This is a genomic window from Metasolibacillus sp. FSL K6-0083 (assembly GCF_038630865.1).
Classification (GTDB): Bacteria; Bacillota; Bacilli; order Bacillales_A; family Planococcaceae; genus Metasolibacillus; species Metasolibacillus fluoroglycofenilyticus.
Map to the genome: position 1 here is coordinate 3556045 of NZ_CP152046.1, position 19614 is coordinate 3575658.

Here is a 19614-nt window from a genome sequence, read left to right on the forward strand (position 1 = left end):
ATTCTTTGCATTTCATCATAACGGAGCCGTTTCCGCTCCTTTACCAATGATTTTGGATTGTTAGAAATGAGGTGTTGATTACGTTTATTTCGAGCAGAGAAAAAATGATTATTGAAGCATTGATTGTGGAACAAGAGGAAATAACGATTAAAGAATTATCGGAAAAAATTGATGTGAGCTCACGAACAATCCAACGAGATTTAAGTAATATTCAAAGCATTTTAGATTCCTATCAGCTTAAACTAATTAGAAAATCAGGCGTTGGGGTTCAAATCATTGGGAAAGAACAAAAAAAGCAAGAATTGGCGCAGCAGCTTAAAAAATTCACGCAACGGGAATATACATTAGAGGAAAGATTAACACTAATCCTCTGTATTTTGTATGAAGCGACAGAACCAGTTAAGCTCTATTCTCTTTCCAAAGATTTGGGCGTTTCCATTTCAACGGTTAGTGCAGATCTCACGAAACTAGAGGAGCAGCTACGTCCAGTACAGCTTTCTATATTGAAAAAAAGAGGGTATGGAGTAGAGCTATCAGGGACGGAAAATGCAAAGCGCAGGGCAATTAGTTACGCATTATCCAAAACCTTAAAGGAAGAGGGCTTATTTTCCTTAATAAAAGAAAAAATCCACCAAAAATCAGATACGTATGAGGACCCTATTTCGGAAAGACTCATACAGCTTGTTGATAGGGAAAAATTAGGCATAATTGAAGAAGCGATGAAGGATTTATATCCAGATTTTGCTTTGTCTATGACAGATAGTGCCTATGTGGGGCTAATTGTTCATCTCGCCTTAGCCATTGAACGTATATTGCAGGGCGAAAATATTACGATTGATAAGGCATATTTAAAGCAAATAGCACTTGAACCAGAGTACCCTATCGCTAAAAGCATTATTAGTATGCTAGAGGATTGTTTCCAAGTAGATATACCAGAGGCGGAAGTTGGGTATATTATGATGCATCTTCAAGGCTCTAAGCTACGTCAGCAAGAAGGGGGACTAGTTGCCGCTACTAATATCGAATTGTATAGGCAGACAAAAAAGCTTATAGAGGAGATGGAGGAGCAGACAGGCTTCCATTTATCTAATCATACATCTCTTTTGGAAGGATTAGTAACACATTTAAAGCCTGCAATCCATCGTATTGAACAAAATATGGGGATAGTAAATCCTTTACTAGAAGAAATTCAATCGAATTATAGTGATTTGTTTGTTCAAGTTGAGATAGCTGTGAAAAAGGTGTTTCCGAAATTACAAGTTCCTAAAGAGGAGATTGGCTATTTGGTTATGCATTTTGGGTCTGTTTTAATCGAGGTATTAAGCAAGGGAGATTTAAAGGCTTATGTAATATGTTCAAGTGGAATAGGAACCTCTAAATTATTGGCATCTCGGCTATTGCGTGAAATTCCAGAGATAACGGAGGTCTCTAATATTTCTATATTCGAGTTAAATAAACTAGCAACGACGATTACAGATAGAGACCTTATTATTTCGACGATTTACTTGCAGGATTTCCACAGAGAATATATTATGGTGAACCCATTTTTAACTGCCGAGGAGATTGACCAAGTCCAACTGTATGCAAGAAGGAAAATGCTTGTCCAAAAAGCTCCTTCGATTGTAAAGGAAAGTCCAGTAACTGTAGATGCATTAACAGAAAAAATGCAAAGGCTTGGTGGATATTCTGAAGTAATACTAACCGTTTTAAGCAATTTTCAGTTTTCTGTGTTAAAGGAGCAGACGACAGCGCGCTGCTATATACAAGAAATTTGTGCACTGCTGGAGGAGCGCCAAGTGATTGCAGAAAAAGATATGATTGTAGGCGCATTGCTGGAAAGGGAAAAGAATGGTGGCATCGGTATCCCCGGTACGAGACTTGCATTATATCATACACGTAGCAAATATGTTCACAAACCATCGTTTACTGTTCATAAACTTGAATCCGCTATTTGGATAAAAGGAATGGATGGAAATGACGTGAAGGTGGACACACTACTAATATTACTTTCACCTGAAACCTTTGGGAAGGCTGGTTTAGAGGTACTAAGTTTCATCAGTACATTAATCATTCAAAATGAACAAAGCACACAATTATTTGAAACAGGTGAACAATCTGAAATTCATTCATTTTTGGCAACAGAATTTGAACGATTCATCAGGGAAAACATCAATTAATGGAGGCGTTTTATAATGGCATTATCAATCTTAGTAGAAGAAAATATTTTACTTAATCAACAATTAGCAACAAAGGAGGAGGCAATTCGTTTAGCAGGGCAAATTTTAGTAGACCGTGGCTATGTAGGAACAGACTATATCGAAAAAATGTTAGAAAGAGAAGAATCACTATCCACGTTTATGGGCAATTTTGTAGCAATTCCACATGGCACAGATGATGCTAAAAAAGAAGTGAAGGAATCGGGCATTTCAATTATTCAAGTGCCAGAAGGTGTAGATTTTGGGGATGGTAACATCGTGAAATTGATTTTTGGTATTGCTGGTAAAGGCGATGACCATTTAGATATTTTATCGAATATCGCAATTGCTGTTTCGGAAGTAGAGAATGTAGAGAAGATTGTGAGCGCTACTTCAGCGAAGGACATCCTTTCCTTTTTCGAAGGAGTGAACTAATATGAAGGCTGTTCATTTTGGTGCTGGAAATATCGGGAGAGGCTTTATCGGCTTATTGCTACATCAATCGGGCTATAAAACTTGCTTTGTAGACGTGAATGAAGAGATTGTTGATTTATTAAATAATAAGCAACAATATACTGTAAAGCTTGCAGAAGCTTCAGGGGACGAGCTACTAGTCGAAAATGTTCATGCGATTAATAGTTTAAAAAATCCTGAGCTTGTCGTTGATGAGATTGCGAGTGCAGATATTGTCACTGCTGCGGTAGGAGCTAACATTCTTCCATTAATTTCAGGATTAATTGCGAAGGGCTTAAAAAAACGCCTAACGCAATATAAAACACCTTTAACAATCATTGCATGTGAAAATATGATTGGTGGTAGTGCTTTTTTAAAGGAAAAGGTATATGAAGGGTTGACGAATGACGAAAAAGTCCAATTCGACATATACTTTAGCTTTCCAAATGCGGCAGTGGACCGAATTGTTCCAAACCAAACAAATGCAGATAAGCTAGCAGTAACAGTAGAGCCATTCTATGAGTGGGTTGTGGATGAGTCCGAGATAAATGGAGCTACTCCTCAAATTCAAGGAGTTACATTTGTTCAAGACTTAGAGCCATTTATCGAGCGTAAATTGTTCACTGTCAATACAGGTCATGCTGTTGTGGCTTATTTTGGTTATTTAGCTGGGATTCGCAATATGCATGAGGCGCTTGCAAATGCTGAAATAAGAGAAATCATTGAACGTGTTTTGCAGGAAACAGGCAGATATTTGATTGCAGCCTACTCCTTTGATGAAAAGGTGCATGCGGCATATGTACAAAAGATTATCGGTCGTTTCGCTAACCCATATATTTCGGATGACACGACAAGGGTAGGGCGTTCACCAATGCGTAAGCTTAAAAACAATGACAGACTTGTACGTCCTGCAATTAAATATGTAGAAATGTTCGACGATATTCCAGAGTATTTAACGAAAGGAATAGCCGCAGCCTTACTTTATGATTTTAAAGAGGATGCAGAGGCGAATGAAATACAGAAAATGATTGAACAAAAAGGTATCGAATTTGCAATTGAAAAAGTTACGAGTTTACAGCCAGATACAGGGCTTTTTAAAATGATTCACAAACAGTATGATGACATGTCTTTTAAGAAAAATTAAACGATTTAAGGGAGCGGATACTTATGGCAAATCACACATACACAGTAATAGCGGAATCAGGAATTCACGCTAGACCAGCATCAGGAATTGTTCAAATCGCTTCAAAATATGTTTCAGATATTTTCATGGAGTATAAAGAGAAAAAAGTGAATTTAAAATCGATTCTTGGTGTTATGTCTCTTGGTATAGGGCAAGGAGCAAGCATTTCTATATTTGCCGAAGGAACTGACCAGCAGGAAGCAATAGAGGCAATAGAAAGTTACCTTAAATCAGAAGGAATTATTGAGCTATGATAGGAAATTTAAAAGGAATTGCTGCATCTGGTGGCGTTGCTATCGGTAAAGCATTTTTAATGATAGAACCAGATTTAACGATTACGAAAACGACTATAGGAAGTAAAGAAGCTGAGGTCACTAAATTTTACGAGGCAGTAAATGCAGCAAAATTAGAGTTAGAAAAAATTCGTAAGCGGGCGGAAATTGATTTAGGGTCCGAAAACGCTGCTATTTTTGATGCACATTTACTCGTGCTTAGTGACCCTGAATTATTAGGAGCTGTTGAAGGGAAAATAAACGACGAAGCAATGAATGCAGAAGCGGCTTTGCAGGAAACTGCCGATACATTTATCATTATGTTTGAACAGCTTGACAACGAGTATATGCGTGAGCGAGCGGCGGATATTCGCGATGTTACAAAGCGAGTAATCGCCAAGCTGTTAAATGTAGAAATTCCGAATCTTGGATTAATGGATGAGGAAGTCATTATCGTTGCGGAAGATTTAGCACCATCGGACACAGCACAGCTAAATAGAGCATTCGCCAAAGGGTTCACAACAAATATGGGCGGGCGCACATCACATTCCGCGATTATGGCTCGCTCTTTAGAAATCCCTGCGGTTGTTGGCACAAAAAGTGTAACAGCTACTATTAAGCAAGGGGATTTAATAATTGTCGATGGAGATAATGGCGAGGTCATCATTAATCCTGACGCTGATATGATTGAGCGCTACAAAGCGAAAAGAAGCGAGCAAGAAGCTGAGAAGCAGGCGCTTTTATTGCTTAAAAATAAGCAAACAATTACACAGGATGGCATACATGTTGAAGTAGCGGCAAACATCGGGACGCCAAAAGATGTAGCAGGCGTACTTGAAAACGGCGGAGAAGGAATCGGACTGTATCGTACGGAGTTTTTGTATATGGAGCGAGATTCATTGCCAACTGAGGAAGAGCAATTTCAAGCATATAAACAAGTGCTTGAACAAATGGGAGATAAGCCAGTTGTTGTTCGGACATTGGATATTGGGGGAGATAAACATCTTCCATATTTAGATTTACCTGAGGAAATGAATCCATTTCTTGGTTTTCGAGCAATTCGACTTTGTCTAGAGGAACAGACGATTTTCAGAACGCAACTACGTGCATTATTGCGTGCAAGTAATTTTGGAAATTTGAAAATCATGTTCCCAATGATTGCAACTTTAGAGGAATTTAGAGAGGCAAAGGGGCTACTACAAGAAGAAAAAGAACTGCTTCACCAAGAAGGAATATTCGTATCAGAGGATATAGAAATTGGCATTATGGTAGAAATCCCTTCGACAGCAGTATTAGCAGACCAATTTGCACAGGAAGTGGACTTTTTCAGTGTTGGCACAAATGATTTAATTCAATATACGATGGCTGCAGACAGAATGAACGAGTCTGTTGCCCATTTATATCAGCCGTATCATCCGGCTATTTTGAGATTAGTTAAAATGGTCATCGATGCGGCACATGCTCATAAAAAATGGGCAGGCATGTGTGGAGAAATGGCTGGGGATTCAATTGCTATTCCGTTATTGCTTGGATTGGGATTAGATGAATTTTCGATGAGTGCACCGTCCATGCTAAAAGCAAGAAAGCAAATCAATCAGCTTTCGCAAGCGAAAATGAAGCAACTTGTAGAAACGGCTTTGACAATGCAAACTTCCGAGCAAGTGAAACAATATGTTAAAGAAACGTTAAAAATATAATTAATTATAAGAAAGGGGACGTCTTAACAGTCATTTTGAGGCGTCCCCTTTGCGGTAGGGGTAGTGACAATTGCAAAGCGATAGGTACAATGGTTTTAGCGAGTATTTAATAGTGAAGCGATGGTTGCCTAAAATGTGCATACTTTTTTGAGAGCGCAATGAAAATTTACTTTTTTACTTTGACTCGGAAGAAAATCCTCTAAACTCATTGTTTTTTTGCATTTTCAAAGAACCCTCTTGTTATTTTAATTGAAGAAACACTACCAGTGGCGTCTAAAATGTTAGCTATGCAGAGCTTTGGGGCGCTACTTTTTGCGTTGTATGTGTAATTCTTATTTGCTCCTGCTACACCTTTAGAAGTACAAGCAATAAGCCATTAATTTCCCTGTAAAAAGTAGATAAGTTTTTTCAGTTGACATACATTTTTTTATCAACTAATATACTGGTAGGGGTATGGGTAAAATAAATAATGCCTACTTTAATAAATGGAGTTTCTATTTATTTTTTTAGTAATTTTTATACCCCTGTAGGTATGAAGTGGACATAGGAAACCAGTTAATTTTTGGTGTGAAAATGGCTACAAATATTAGTTGAGGAGAGATGAAATTGAATACAGTAACGGTTTATACAACAACAAGATGTCCGTATTGTGTCATGTTAAAAAACTTTTTGTCTGAACAAAATATTGCATTTGAAGAGGTGAATGTTGAGACGAAACCCGACATTGTGCAAAAGCTTTTAAACACAACAGGACAAATGGGTGTTCCTCAGACGGAAGTGAATGGTCAATGGTTTGTAGGCTATGACCCAAATAATATTATGAAGGCATTAAAAAATTAATCTTAGTATAGGTCGTAATCGGTAAACAACAACTAAAATGATTGAAAAATTCAACTTTATTCAGTAGAGAAAATTACCTCGACTGAATAGAGTTGATTTTAAACTTTGATATAGGAGGAGATGAAAATAGTAGAACAGGAACTTTATAAAAAAATTTATGACGTAAATGAATTTTATACTGCTCTTTATAAAGGACTAAGAACATTCAAATATATGAAAAACAATAAAAAGAACAATGAGCTGTCCTCACATTTTATTGAAAGGATTATGCTGGCTGTAACAGAAGTGAATGGCTGTGAGATTTGTTCATATGCACATACAAAATATGCTTTAGAACAAGGTATGAGCAATACAGAAATAAAAATGCTTCTTTCAGGGGATACGGATGGGATTTCTGAACAGGAAATGACGGCGATTATTTTTGCGCAGCATTATGCAGATACGAGAGGGAATCCTACTAGGGAAGCATGGAATCATCTAGTGAAAATCTATGGAACAGAAAAGGCATTAGGCATTTTGGGAGCAATTCGAGCAATAATGGCCGGGAATATATACGGAATTGCAATAAGCGCATTTAGAAGTCGTATGAAAGGTAGAAAGATTGAAAAGACCAATTTATTATATGAAATAAAAATGCTGATGAGCATTATTATTTTTTTACCTGTTGCTGTAATTCATGGATACATATCAAATCTATTTAAAGCTCCTGTTATTAATTTTAAATAACTTCCTTTATTACAGTAGACATATGAATTGATGACATGCGGGAGTGTTTGGACACCTGCTGAAATGGGCTTAAGGAATGCAGTAATCTTACTACCTATAGAGGCGGGTGGGAAACTTCGCTTTACTACCAGTACAAAATATGTGCTCCTGCGATTACTCGTCGCAAAAAATATTGCTGAAAGAAGTTAGATTTTAACGAAATTTTCACATTTCCATTCCATACTACAGAAGAAGGGAGATGTGAAAATGAAATTTAGCTTTGAAAATGATTGTTTAGTAGGGCATTTAGAATTTGGTAATTTGTATGCGTCGCCAAATAGTTTGAAGGGGTATAAGCCTTATGAATTAATGGTAACATCTTTAGTTACGTGCAGCGGTGCATTACTTGTAAAATTACTTCAAAAAAAACGGATAGCATTTACAGATGTGTCTTTTCAAGCAGAAGGAAATCGAAATCCTGATATAGCAAATCGAATTGAGTCCATTAAAATTACAGCATATATTACATTTGAAAATGTTATTGCAAAGGAACAATTAGAGAAAATTGAACAGCTAGTAATAAAAAATTGTGGGATGCTGCAAACGATTATTGATTCTGTAAATGTTACTTATAGCATTCAAACTAAGCCAGCTTATGGAGAGGGGGATGCTTATGATTAAAAAGTATTTCCCTCTCGTAATCATAGTATTATTAGGTTGCTATGCAATTTTCGACTTTTTATTAAAAGAAGATATGCTGGAAGCTGAAGTATCGAGTGAACAAGAAATCTTGGATGAGCCTTCTAAAGATACATCTGATGATTTGGCTGAAGCTAGCTTTATAGAATCTAGCCAAACTACACCCAAAATTGAAGTTGCCCCAAGCTTTGAATTATCAGATTTGACTGGGGCAACTGTTAATCTTTCCGACTTCAAAGGAAAAATCGTGATTTTAAACTTCTGGGCCAGTTGGTGTCCGCCATGTAGGGAAGAAATGCCGCATATGCAAAGTTTTTATGAAAAAAATAAAGAGAATGACATAGAAATAATTGCTGTTAACCTTACGAATCTTGATTCGGGACAACAAGCGATTGAACAATTTGTGCAAGATTATGGATTAACATTTCCTGTATTACTAGACGAGAAAGGGAATGTCGGGATAATGTACGAAATTATGACGATACCGACGAGCTATATTTTAGATGCTGAAGGACGAATTTTCCAAAAAATAATTGGCTCAATGGATGAACAAATAATGGATGATATAGTTAATGCAATTCGAATGTACGACCAAGAACACGGGGAATAGAAATTACCCCGTGTTTTCCTTTTTGAGGGGCTTTCATCAAATTTTCATATTTATATATTAACGTATAGGCTGGAGGTGACAAATGGCTATCTTTGTAAAGCTTATTTCTATAGCTACTATTTTCTTTAGCGTTGTTGCAGGTCTAATTCTTTATTATTGGCTAAGTTCATCTAATAAAGAGGAAAAGAAACAACAACCGGAGGAAGTTATTAATTTTTTAATGAATTTTATTATTTTTATGTGGATAGGAAAAATAATAATGAATTTCCCACTTTTTATAAAAGACCCTCTTGCTGTTTTGGCCTATCCAGCTGATTCAACTTCGTTTTATTTTGCAATTATAGGAAGCATTTTACGATTAGTTTATCAACGAAAAAAGATACAGCTTCCAATTTTTATAGCTGCCCTGCTTCCTGTTATTTTAGCCGCATCATTTATGTTTGAGTTTATTCAATTTTTGCAGGATAGCAATTTATACTCTTTAGTAAATATGATTTTTTATATGTTTCTCTTAAGCATTTTTTATTACTTAAATGAACGTATGCCAGCGTTAATTTTATTTTTAATTCTTTTAATGAGTTGGTTTGTTGGAACAATGATGATGTTCTTTACACAGCCATACGTATTGTTCTTAGGGTATTTATTATCTTTGCCGTTTATTTTAATATTCTTTTTATTCAATGTTGGTGTACTGATTTATATCCAAATAAAGAGGTGACGAAATGATTATAGAGACAGATACAGTCCTTTTAATAGGAATTTTTTTAGCATTTGGGGCGGGGGCCATTTCTTTTTTATCACCATGTGTATTACCTTTATTTCCTGCCTATTTATCCTACATTACAGGAATTAGTGTGATGGAAATTCAAGCAGAACAAACCGCTGCCATTCGAAAAAAACTATTAAGCCATTCTGTTATTTTTTTAATTGGAATTGGCGTTGTTTTTATTAGTTTAGGTGCCAGTGCTTCTTATTTAGGACAGTGGTTACAACAGTTATTCGTAGGAAATATTGCGTTACTTATACAGCGACTTGCTGGGATATTTATAATCTTTATGGGGTTAGTCGTTACGGGATGGTTAACAATACCAACCTTCATGAAGGAAAGAAGACTCCACTATACAAAAAAATCAACGAGCTATTTAGGGACATTCTTTGTTGGATTAGGTTTTGCAGCAGGCTGGACACCCTGCATCGGTCCGATTTTCGCATCGATTTTGCTGTTAGCTGCAACAAATCCAAGTCATGGTCTTCTCTATACGTTTATGTATGTAATTGGTTTTGCAGTGCCGTTTATTGTTTTAACATTTTTCATCGGTTCATCCAAATGGATTGTAGGCAAAACGGGAATCATTATGAAAGTGGGAGGGATTATGATGGTTCTCATGGGCATCCTTTTATTCTTCGGGCTAATGCCTCGTTTAAGCGCTTTTTTATTAAGGTTAATTGATGGAACATGGCTATCTAATTTAGGATAGGAGGGAGCATATAGTAGTGAAAAAAGTAGTATTAAGCTTATTTTTAATTGCAATGGTTGGTTATGCATTAGTTGAATACATATCAACTCATTCTAGTCGAGTAAGTACAAATACACCTGTTATTTCTTCTAATACTGATATGGAAATTACAGAGACAAATGATGTAGGTATTAGACGTGGGAATATTGCGCCTGATTTTACGTTGGAAACACTGGAAGGTGAGACTCTTTCACTTTCAGAATTCAAGGGGAAAAAGGTATTCCTAAATTTTTGGGCTACTTGGTGTCCACCTTGTCGAGCAGAGATGCCAGATATACAAAAATTTTCTGAAGACGAGGATGTGCTCGTTTTCGCTATTAATTTAACGCATACAGAAGATACTTTAATAACTGTTAATAATTTCATTCAAGATAAAGGGTTCACTTCTCCAGTTTTAATTGATAAAAATGGAGAAGTCGCTGAACTGTTTCGGGTTCAGGCCTATCCGACATCTTATATGATTGATTCAAACGGGAGAATTCAGTACGTGGCATTAGGTGCACTGAATTACGATTTGATGGTTAAAGAGTTTAGGAAGTTAAAGTAATTGGGGGTGTCATTTTGAAGCAAAAGATTTTAGTAGTTGAAGATGACCAAATGATTCGTAATTTAATTAAGATTTATTTACAAAAAGAAGGATATGAAGTGGTGGAAGCAACGGATGGAGAAATGGCGAAGCGTGTATTTCTAACTGAGCATCCATGCTTAATTATTTTGGATTTAATGCTTCCAAAAATCAGTGGAGAACAATTATGTGAGTGGATTAAAGAGCAAGAAAGAAATGAAGTATCTATTATTATGTTAAGCGCAAAAGTACAAACTGCTGATAAAATTCATGGGCTTCGATTAGGTGCAGATGGTTATATGACAAAGCCGTTTGACCCAGAAGAATTACTTGCTCATGTAGAAGCGATATTAAGGAGGACAGGTCAATTTTGCCAAAAAATTTCATACGGTGGTTTATGCATTAAACCAAGAAAGGGGGAGGTTGTTTTATATAATCAAAAAATTCACCTAACAAAACACGAATTTCAATTATTGTATTATTTTATGGAGAATCCAAACATTGTCATACCGCGTGAAAACTTGTTGGAGCACTTATATCCACATCTTGAAAAAGAGGTGATGGAAAGAACAATTGATGCACATATAAAAAAACTTCGCGAAAAGATTGAAGAGAATTCTAGTAAGCCAAAAAGGATTCAAACAGTTCGTGGAATGGGGTATAAATTTGTTACGGAATAAACTGACGTTGTTTTTGCCAAAGAAGTTTTTATGGCGCTTAACTTTAGCGAATAGTTTCATAATCACTGCTTTTATTCTAGATAGGTTCAAGCAATGGAAATATTTGTTTTTACATAGTAGTAATATATAGGGTACAAAGGAATGATTATCTCGAGAGATAATAGGAGTATTTTATATAAAATATGCCGAATTTAGCATATGGAAAGGCATAAAGGGGAATTTGTCCAATTATTGTAGGAGCGATAATTTATCCTTTATCTAAAAAGCACCATAAGAGTAAGAGGAATAAATTAAAAAATTAATTCATATAAAACTTGTAGGATAAGAAGGGATATGCTACAATAAAAAATAATTTCATAGCTTATCAAGAGAGATTGAGGGATTTGGCCCGATGACGTCTCAGCAACCAGCTACATGTAGTATGGTGCTAATTCCAATAGGCGATAGCCTTAAAGATGAGCGTAAACGATTAATAGGAATCGAAGCTCTCTTTGTAAAAAGGGGGCTTTTTTATTTTAAAGAAAGCAGGGATGTACAATGACAAATGATTTACTACAGGCAATTGAAGTATTAAAGGGGAAGAAATGGGTGGATTTAACACATACATTCGGGCCAGATTCCCCTCATTTTTTCATGTTTGAGGATGCGAAGTTTGAAACGCTGTTTTCACATGATGAAGGTTTTTTTGCGCAGCAATTTTCATTCCCAGGTCAATATGGTACACATATTGACCCACCGATTCATTTCGTGTGTGATACACGCTACTTAGATGAGTTAGATTTGAAGGAGCTTGTGCTACCACTCGTTGTTATTGATATGTCAAAGGAAGCGAAGGAGGATAATGATTTCACTTTAAGTGTACAGGATATTTTAGCGTTCGAGGCTGAGCATGGTGAAATTGAAGCAGGTACATTTGTTGCCTTGCGCACAGATTGGAGTAAGCGCTGGCCGGATAAAGAAGCATTTAATAACAAAGATAAGGAAGGGAATAATCATATTCCAGGCTGGGGTTTAGAGGCACTACAGTTTTTATTTAAAGAGCGTAAAGTGAGTGCTGTTGGACATGAAACATTTGATACTGATTCTGCTGCAGATTTCCTCAGAAATGGTAAGCTTGAGGGAGAATATTTTGTACTTGAGCAAGATACGTATCAAATCGAGCTATTAACCAATTTAGATCAGCTTCCAGCAAAGGGAGCCGTTATTTTTAATATCGTACCAAAGCCGGAAAAAGCATCTGGCTTCCCAGTGCGCTCATTTGCAATTTTACCTTAAATAAGGGGGGAGGGCTAAGGAGTTGTCCGAAAAGTCCATTTTGTTTTGACACCGCATTGAAATCAGTGTTTTCATCGCTTCCCTTTTACTGAAGGAGTACACTGCTAAGGCCCATGTTCATCCCATTTTTAAAAGAGGCGTTTTCTATTTATATGAATCAGCATTTTGTGAAACATCATCGCTACTGTCCAAAATGCCGGCTATGCACGGCTTTTTGGACAGCCCCACGCTACCTCTCCTTTTTAAGAATGCACACGTAAAATAGTAATTCTTCTTGAAATAGCCGTTATTTTTTCTCGTTTAGAGTGGCTATAAATTCTTTTGTTGTGTTGTAAATGTATTGGATTTCTTTAGTGGAAAGCCCCTTTAATAGCTCTTGCTGATAATATATCAACGTTTCCTTTGTTTCAATATCTGGTGATTTCGCTACATCCCCAAAATTGAAAAGTTCGTGTAAGTCAATTTCTAAAGCATTAAGTATATTTTCTAAAGTGCTAATTGTTAAATTAGCAACTCCTCGTTCTATTTCAGAAATACGTGGTCGTGTTATACCCGCCCTCTCACCTAATTGCTCCTGAGTAAGGTTTTTACGTTTTCGATAGCGTTTTATTTGAGTTCCCAGTAAAATATTCAGTTTGGACATAGTGTTCACCTCTCCTAGTACTAAGATTAGTGAACTTGTACCAGAAAATATGTACTAATATAGTGTCCTTAATAATGTTATGTATACTATAATAGTTCATTTATGGTGAAAGGGTATTTTAATGATTAGTTTTTAGCAAAAAGTAAGATTTATTTAGTCGATTAATAAGACTTATAAACGAGAAAATTACGATAAAATCATTTTCCATTTGTAATTTTAACTGCTATTAGTAAAGTTATTTGCGACGAGTAACCGCAGGAGTATATTATTTTTATACCGATAGCTACAGAAATCTCCCACTTCTATAAGTGACAAGATGAATGCAAGCATTAGACTTGTTTCAGTGGCTGTTCAAACACCTGCTGATAATGAGGAGCTAAGTACGTCCCGTAACAAGAACTAAGTGTCTAACATCGTGTAGGTCTAAGCGCCAGTGGATGTTACAGATTTTGAAGGGAGCTTTGCATGATGCAGGTCAGTTAGCCGCTAGTGCATGTCGTGATGGTTTTAATTCAACTTCCTTGAAATAATCTGGGAGAGAGGCGTAATTGATAATAGCAAGAAATGGCTTGAAAATCCATGTTTGCAATCTTTTATAACGGCATATGATTTTCTAAACGTTAGCTCTTTCCATAAAAACAAAAAGTGTCTGAAAAGCAGTGCGTTCGCATGTTTTTCAGACACCTTTCTATAACTATGGGAGATTAAGACTTTTTGAAATTTCATTTGCTTCGTGGACGGCACGAACACCGGCAGACATAACTTTGTCTCGAGTAAAACGGAAGCCTGGTCCAGCGATTGAAAGAAAGGCAATCATATTGCCTTCAGAGTCGAGAATGGGCGTGGAGATGCCATTTTCATTTTCATCGAGTTCGCCAAAGGTTGTTCCGAAGCCGCGTTCACGAATGATTTGCAGCTCTTTTTTGAGCTCCTGTGGGTCTGTCATTGTAAAGGGTGTCACTTGTTTTAATGGTTTTTCTAAGTAAATATTTAATTCTTCTTCTGACCAACTGCTTAAAAATAACTTTCCATTAGAAGAAGAGTGTAGTGGTGACATTTCATTTACATAATCTGCAATACGAATACTATGGGATGGATTAATTTGTTCAACCGTCAGTATTTGTGATGACTTAGGAACACCTAACAAGACAGATTCTTGGAAGAAATCACGTAATCGCTCCATACTAGGTAATGCACGACGAATTAAATGACTATAATTATCCGTGTTTGCCGCTAATCGAATGATTTCATAGCCTATTTGATAGCCTTTCGTTAAAGGGTCTCTTTCGATTAAGTTATGGCTTTCTAGTGTTGATAGCATGCGCCAAACTGTAGTACGATTCATGCCTGTTGCACTAACTAAATCTGCTAATTGAATAGGAGAACGATTATTTGCAATAATTTTTAGTAAAGAAATTGCTCGATCCACTGCCTGTACTGTAGGGCCTTCGATTTTATTCATACGATTATTCATAACAAATTTGCTTCCCACCTTTTATTTCATAGTAGTGAAGGTGATTGACTCTCATCAAGTGTTAAAGCCTTTAATAATTGATCAAAAGAAATCGTATCAATTTTTGTATTCGTATCATCATAAATAGTAAACTCTTTTTTACCTGTTTCTACAAACCTTGCGAAAACGTCTTTAACAGAAGTATTTATATGGAATCCATCTTCGAAAAATACGGAGCTTAACTCACTACTGCTCGAATAATTTATTATATCACATAAGCGAAGAAGATTCATACGTCGGTAAATATCGCGATCGCCAACTAATTTTTTGACAAATTCAGTTCGGGGATTTGTAATGATTTCATACGGTGTATCGAATTGTACAATTTCCCCTTTTTCCATAATAATGATTCGGTCTGCTAATCTGATTGCTTCATCTACATCATGAGTGACAAATAGAATCGTTTGCTTCAATTGACGCTGAATTTTATGCAGTTCATCTTGCAGGCTAGTTCGTGTAATCGCATCAATTGCTCCAAATGGCTCATCCATTAGTAAAATCGAAGGATTAGCGGCCATTGCGCGGGCAATACCTACACGTTGCTGCTGACCTCCCGAAAGCTGGTTTGGATAGCGCTTTCTAAATTGATTAGGGTCGAGATGAACTAATATTAAAAGCTCATCTACCCGTTTCGTTATTGCTTCTTGTTCCCATTTTAATAATTGTGGGACAACTGAAATATTTTGTTCTATCGTCATATGAGGAAATAAGCCATTCTGTTGAATAACGTATCCAATTTGTCGGCGAAGCTCCTCTGGCTTAAATTTCATTACATCTTGTCCATTTATTTCAATAGAGCCTGAAGTCAGTTCATAAATTCGATTCGTCATTTTTAATAATGTTGTTTTTCCACAACCAGAAGGACCTAAAAATACGATGAATTCGCCCTCATTAATCGTTAAATTAATATTATTTACGGCAGGAGCTTGTGCATTTGGATATTGTTTGCACAAATTTTTATAGACGATACTCATTTTGAACCTCCATTCATATCAAATAGATTGACGTTAATTATTTTTTAATAAGTTATGTTCTTTTAAAAATGCTGTTGCTACATCTTCTACTTCTTCCTTTGCATCGCCATCAATTTGCCAGTTCATTTTTTGAACCGCTTCATCTGTTAATAATGGAGCAAGTTCGTCTAAGCGCTGTTGGATGGATGGGTAAGCTTTTAAAATATCTTCGCGAATCAATGGGGCAACATTGTATGCAGGGAAGAAGTCTTGTTCATCTGCAAGTAACTTTAAATCGTAACCGCTAATTTGGCCATCTGTACCAATGACTACTGTTACATCAGATTCATCTTCTAATAATGGTTGGTAGCGTAAGTTATAGTCGATTTGGAATTGCTTTTTAAAAGTGAAGCCACCTTGGTCAGCATATAGTTTTTGAAGACCTAATAAGCCATCCTCGCGTAAATCGAATTCTTGTGGGAAAGATAATATTAAGCTATTTGCATTGTCAGCTAAATCACTAAATGTTTCGATTCCGAGCTGTGATGCTAAGTCCTTTTTCATTGCAAAGCCATATGTGCTGTTGTGTGCTGCGGGCTCTAAGTACTCTAAGCCGATTTTTTTGAATTCTTCACGTACATAATTTAAAACCTTTTCTTGGTCACGCTCCACTGGCTGTTGGAACATCACTGTTAATGCTGTCCCTGTATATTCAGGATAGATGCTTAAATCTCCTTTTTTCAGCGCTTCATATGTTGGATTTGTACCACCTAAAAACAATTTACGCTCTACTTTGATGCCCTCATCTTCTAATATTTGCACATACATTTCACCCATCAGTTGATTTTCGGTGTTGTCTTTTGAACCGACAATAACTGTTGGTTGGTCTGAATCACCTGATTTAGAAGAGCAAGCAGATAAAACTGAAATAGTCATTACTGTGATAAATATTAGAATAAGCTTTTTAAATTTCATAATAGTAAATCCTCCTAAAATATTAGTTGTAGAATACGAGCTTTTTTTGAATAAAACTTAAAATAAACTCACTTGATATGGCTAAAATTGCTACTGGGACAGCCCCGAGTAATAAAATACTTTGGCTCATCATCCCTACGCCACTAATAATATAGTTTCCTAAACCACCACCTCCAATCATGACAGCTAATGTAGCACTTGCTATAACTTCAACATTTGCCGTACGAATACCCGTTAATACAATGGGGAGCGCTAGCGGTAATTCAATTTTAAAAATCGTTTGGAGTTTAGTCATTCCCATTCCATACGCTGCTTCTCGAATATTCGGATTAATATCACGGAAAGCAATATAAGTATTAATGATAATCGGTGGACACGCTAAAATTGTAAGCGCTAACACAGCGGGTTTAAAACCAACACCTAAAATAGGAAGTGCTAGTGCTAGTATAGCGAGACTAGGAACAACGCGAATCATATTAATAATATCTATTACAAAAGGTGCTATATTTACTTTCCTTGAAATCCAAATGCCGAGAGGTACGCAAATAACAATAGCAATTAAAATGGCGGTTAAACTTAGCAGAATATGTGAACCTAAATTTGTATAAAATGTTGTTGAATTTGTTGCAAAATAATTTTTTATTTCGGTAAATAGCAAATTATTCCCCCCCCTTTAACTAATCTTTGGTCTAAACGCTTTATCAAGCATTCTGAAAATAATATCTGCAAGGATAGCTAGTAAAGCAATTGAGATTGTACCTGCAATAATTTTCTCTGTATGCTGTGAGCGCAAGCCTTGGAAAATTAAAGAGCCGAGACCGCCAGCACCAATCCAAGCAGCTATAGATGCGATAGAAATAATAGAAACAGTTGCAACTCGAATACCAGCTAGTACGACAGGGACGGCAAGTGGTACTTCGATTCTTCTTAAAATCTGCCATTTAGTCATGCCCATCCCTTTTGCAGATTCAATAATTAATGGGTCAATTCCATCAATCGCAGCAACAATATTACGTACTAAAATCATTTGACTATAGGCAACAAGCCCAATAATGGCAGTTGTTTTTCCTAATCCTGTATAAGGAATTAATGTTGCAAACAAAGCTAAGCTAGGGATTGTGTAAATTAATCCTAAGAGCGATGTAATAGGTGTGTGGAAGCGTCGGTATTTCAAAACTAAAACGCCTATTGGAATCGCGACAATAAGTGCAATGCCTAAACTAGCAAAGGTTAAAAATAGGTGCTCGCCTAACAGCTTCAATATACTGTTCAAATTGTTGAATAAATAGCCCATACATACCTCCTAATAATTATAATATTCAGAATAATGAGTTCGCATAATGAACTAGTTATTCGTATTTTGCAACTTTACAAAAGTATAAACTGTATAATTTATCTTCGTCAATCTATTTTTTTCTTTATTTTTTGGCTTTTTTCTATATTGACAGTATTTACGAAATAGTCTTATAATTTCATCAATAATCAAATTACGAAAAATATGTTCATATTACGAACTTATTTTACTTGATTTAAGAAGTGGAGGATAAGACATGGGCATGATGGCTTGAGAAATAGAAAAGCCATTAATCATTGAAAGGTAAATTAGATGAATTATAAGGATATTGAATTTTGTCATGCTAGTAGTTTGCAAATTTATCCCGCATTAACGGGCAGTAAGCCTCCCACTTTCAGACTTAAGTGAAAAACGGCTAAAGGATAAGTGGGAGAACAACTGCCCGTAAAAGCCCGATTGGTTCAACTAACAATCCGTGGAGAAAAACCTCCATGGATTGGAGTTTCACTTTATCCCGCATTAACGGGCAGTAAGCCTCCCACTTTCAGACTTAAGTGAAAAACGGCTAAAGGATAAGTGGGAGAACAACTGCCCGTAAAAGCCCGATTGGTTCAACTAACAATCCGTGGAGAAAAGCCTCCACAGATTGGAGTTTCACTTTATGGATTGCGATAAATAGCTAGTGAATAGATGAAAAAGTAACAGCAAATTAAAAGTGAAGGAGATGAAAAAATTGAGTACTATCACACAGTTTTCAATGGATTATTTTAATTTAAAAGGAAAGGTTGCAATTGTCACAGGAGGAAATTCAGGTATTGGTCAAGCATTAGCACTTGCTTTAGCGAAGGCTGGTGCGAATATTTTTGTGGTTAGTGTCGCGGATGACAATGGTGAAACGAAGTCATTGATTGAGGCAGAGGGAGTGCAATATCATGCGATGTTTGCTGATATTACTGCAGAGGGGGCTTGCGCGGAAGTTGCCAAATCTTGTGTTGAGCATTTTGGGAAAATTGATATTTTAATGAACAATGCTGGCATTTGTATTAATGAGCCGGATGTCACAAAATTTACGCGTGTGCAATGGGATAAAATGATTGCCCTTAATTTAACGGCTAGCTTTGAATTAGCACATGAAGTAGCGAAATATTTTATACCTCAAAAGTCAGGGAAAATTATTAATACATGCTCTTTATTTTCTTATTTAGGTGGGCAATGGTCCCCAGCATATGCAGCAAGTAAGCATGGTTTAGCTGGCTTTACTAAAGCATATTGTGACGAACTGGCTCAGTTTAATATTCAAGTAAACGGTATTGCCCCGGGGTATTTTGCAACCGCTGTCACAGCAGATACTCGTGCAAATGCAGAAGCGAATCAGCGCGTATTAAACCATATTCCTGCCAATCGTTGGGGTGAGTTGAAAGATTTAATGGGGGCGGCTGTATTTTTAGCCTCGGAAGCATCGAATTATGTAAATGGAACTTTATTAAATGTTGATGGTGGTTATCTAGTTAGATAGATGAATGTTGCTTTATCCTGCATTAACGG

21 protein-coding genes and 1 riboswitch are annotated in these 19614 nt (G+C 36.4%); of the genes, 15 read left to right on the forward strand and 6 right to left on the reverse strand.

Annotated elements, in window-relative coordinates; translation table 11 throughout:
- The first annotated feature begins 74 nt into the window (after positions 1-74).
- The 14 genes from MHB51_RS16630 (at position 75) to MHB51_RS16695 (ending at position 12691) form a co-directional block, all read left to right on the forward strand.
- Positions 75-2177, forward strand: coding sequence for a BglG family transcription antiterminator (locus MHB51_RS16630; RefSeq protein WP_342558635.1), 2103 nt, complete (start codon positions 75-77; stop codon positions 2175-2177).
- A 15-nt stretch (positions 2178-2192) separates the two neighbouring features.
- Positions 2193-2630: a PTS sugar transporter subunit IIA gene (locus MHB51_RS16635; protein WP_066166969.1), complete on the forward strand. Its 438-nt coding sequence runs from the start codon at positions 2193-2195 to the stop codon at positions 2628-2630.
- A 1-nt stretch (position 2631) separates the two neighbouring features.
- Positions 2632-3792 (forward strand): mannitol-1-phosphate 5-dehydrogenase, encoded by a 1161-nt coding sequence (locus tag MHB51_RS16640; RefSeq protein WP_342558636.1) that lies wholly within the window; start codon positions 2632-2634, stop codon positions 3790-3792.
- Positions 3793-3815: 23 nt separating this feature from the next.
- Positions 3816-4085 carry a phosphocarrier protein HPr gene (locus tag MHB51_RS16645; RefSeq protein WP_066166963.1) on the forward strand — a complete coding sequence of 90 codons (270 nt, stop codon included), beginning with the start codon at positions 3816-3818 and terminating at the stop codon, positions 4083-4085.
- Positions 4082-5800, forward strand: coding sequence for a phosphoenolpyruvate--protein phosphotransferase (gene ptsP / locus MHB51_RS16650; protein ID WP_342472004.1), 1719 nt, complete (start codon positions 4082-4084; stop codon positions 5798-5800). Before MHB51_RS16645 ends, ptsP begins: the two co-directional genes overlap by 4 nt.
- A gap of 606 nt (positions 5801-6406) precedes the next feature.
- The gene (locus tag MHB51_RS16655) at positions 6407-6640 is read left to right on the forward strand and encodes a glutaredoxin family protein (protein ID WP_066166957.1); all 234 of its coding nucleotides are present in this window, start codon (positions 6407-6409) and stop codon (positions 6638-6640) included.
- Between the two features lie 120 nt (positions 6641-6760).
- Positions 6761-7366 carry a carboxymuconolactone decarboxylase family protein gene (locus MHB51_RS16660; protein ID WP_342558637.1) on the forward strand — a complete coding sequence of 202 codons (606 nt, stop codon included), beginning with the start codon at positions 6761-6763 and terminating at the stop codon, positions 7364-7366.
- A 246-nt stretch (positions 7367-7612) separates the two neighbouring features.
- The gene (locus tag MHB51_RS16665; RefSeq protein WP_066166951.1) at positions 7613-8026 is read left to right on the forward strand and encodes an OsmC family protein; all 414 of its coding nucleotides are present in this window, start codon (positions 7613-7615) and stop codon (positions 8024-8026) included.
- The gene (locus MHB51_RS16670; RefSeq protein WP_066166949.1) at positions 8019-8654 is read left to right on the forward strand and encodes a TlpA disulfide reductase family protein; all 636 of its coding nucleotides are present in this window, start codon (positions 8019-8021) and stop codon (positions 8652-8654) included. The genes MHB51_RS16665 and MHB51_RS16670 overlap by 8 nt, the downstream gene beginning before the upstream one ends.
- A gap of 82 nt (positions 8655-8736) precedes the next feature.
- Positions 8737-9372, forward strand: a complete 636-nt coding sequence (locus MHB51_RS16675; RefSeq protein WP_342558638.1) for a hypothetical protein — start codon at positions 8737-8739, stop codon at positions 9370-9372.
- A gap of 4 nt (positions 9373-9376) precedes the next feature.
- Positions 9377-10132: a cytochrome c biogenesis protein CcdA gene (locus MHB51_RS16680; protein WP_342558639.1), complete on the forward strand. Its 756-nt coding sequence runs from the start codon at positions 9377-9379 to the stop codon at positions 10130-10132.
- Positions 10133-10148: 16 nt separating this feature from the next.
- Entirely contained in the window at positions 10149-10718 is a 570-nt protein-coding gene (locus MHB51_RS16685) for a TlpA disulfide reductase family protein (protein ID WP_342558640.1), read from the forward strand.
- 14 nt (positions 10719-10732) lie between these two features.
- The gene (locus MHB51_RS16690) at positions 10733-11416 is read left to right on the forward strand and encodes a response regulator transcription factor (RefSeq protein WP_066166937.1); all 684 of its coding nucleotides are present in this window, start codon (positions 10733-10735) and stop codon (positions 11414-11416) included.
- A 358-nt stretch (positions 11417-11774) separates the two neighbouring features.
- A riboswitch (SAM riboswitch) is annotated at positions 11775-11878 on the forward strand.
- A 75-nt stretch (positions 11879-11953) separates the two neighbouring features.
- Entirely contained in the window at positions 11954-12691 is a 738-nt protein-coding gene (locus MHB51_RS16695) for a cyclase family protein (RefSeq protein ID WP_066166933.1), read from the forward strand.
- 286 nt (positions 12692-12977) lie between these two features.
- Here the strand turns inward: MHB51_RS16695 and MHB51_RS16700 are convergent, their stop codons facing one another.
- From MHB51_RS16700 to MHB51_RS16725, 6 genes are all read right to left on the reverse strand, one after another.
- Positions 12978-13334 (reverse strand): helix-turn-helix transcriptional regulator, encoded by a 357-nt coding sequence (locus MHB51_RS16700; protein WP_066166926.1) that lies wholly within the window; start codon positions 13332-13334, stop codon positions 12978-12980.
- Positions 13335-14028: 694 nt separating this feature from the next.
- On the reverse strand, positions 14029-14808 hold the full coding sequence (locus tag MHB51_RS16705; protein ID WP_235616059.1) for an IclR family transcriptional regulator: 780 nt from the start codon (positions 14806-14808) through the stop codon (positions 14029-14031).
- A gap of 26 nt (positions 14809-14834) precedes the next feature.
- The gene (locus MHB51_RS16710) at positions 14835-15821 is read right to left on the reverse strand and encodes an ABC transporter ATP-binding protein (RefSeq protein ID WP_342558641.1); all 987 of its coding nucleotides are present in this window, start codon (positions 15819-15821) and stop codon (positions 14835-14837) included.
- Positions 15822-15854: 33 nt separating this feature from the next.
- On the reverse strand, positions 15855-16775 hold the full coding sequence (locus tag MHB51_RS16715; protein ID WP_342558642.1) for a glycine betaine ABC transporter substrate-binding protein: 921 nt from the start codon (positions 16773-16775) through the stop codon (positions 15855-15857).
- Positions 16776-16797: 22 nt separating this feature from the next.
- Positions 16798-17433 carry an ABC transporter permease gene (locus tag MHB51_RS16720; protein ID WP_201261940.1) on the reverse strand — a complete coding sequence of 212 codons (636 nt, stop codon included), beginning with the start codon at positions 17431-17433 and terminating at the stop codon, positions 16798-16800.
- A 15-nt stretch (positions 17434-17448) separates the two neighbouring features.
- Positions 17449-18069 carry an ABC transporter permease gene (locus MHB51_RS16725; RefSeq protein WP_107943227.1) on the reverse strand — a complete coding sequence of 207 codons (621 nt, stop codon included), beginning with the start codon at positions 18067-18069 and terminating at the stop codon, positions 17449-17451.
- Positions 18070-18793: 724 nt separating this feature from the next.
- Between MHB51_RS16725 and MHB51_RS16730 the strand changes: the two genes are divergently transcribed.
- Positions 18794-19585, forward strand: a complete 792-nt coding sequence (locus MHB51_RS16730) for an SDR family NAD(P)-dependent oxidoreductase (RefSeq protein ID WP_342558643.1) — start codon at positions 18794-18796, stop codon at positions 19583-19585.
- Positions 19586-19614: the final 29 nt, after the last annotated feature.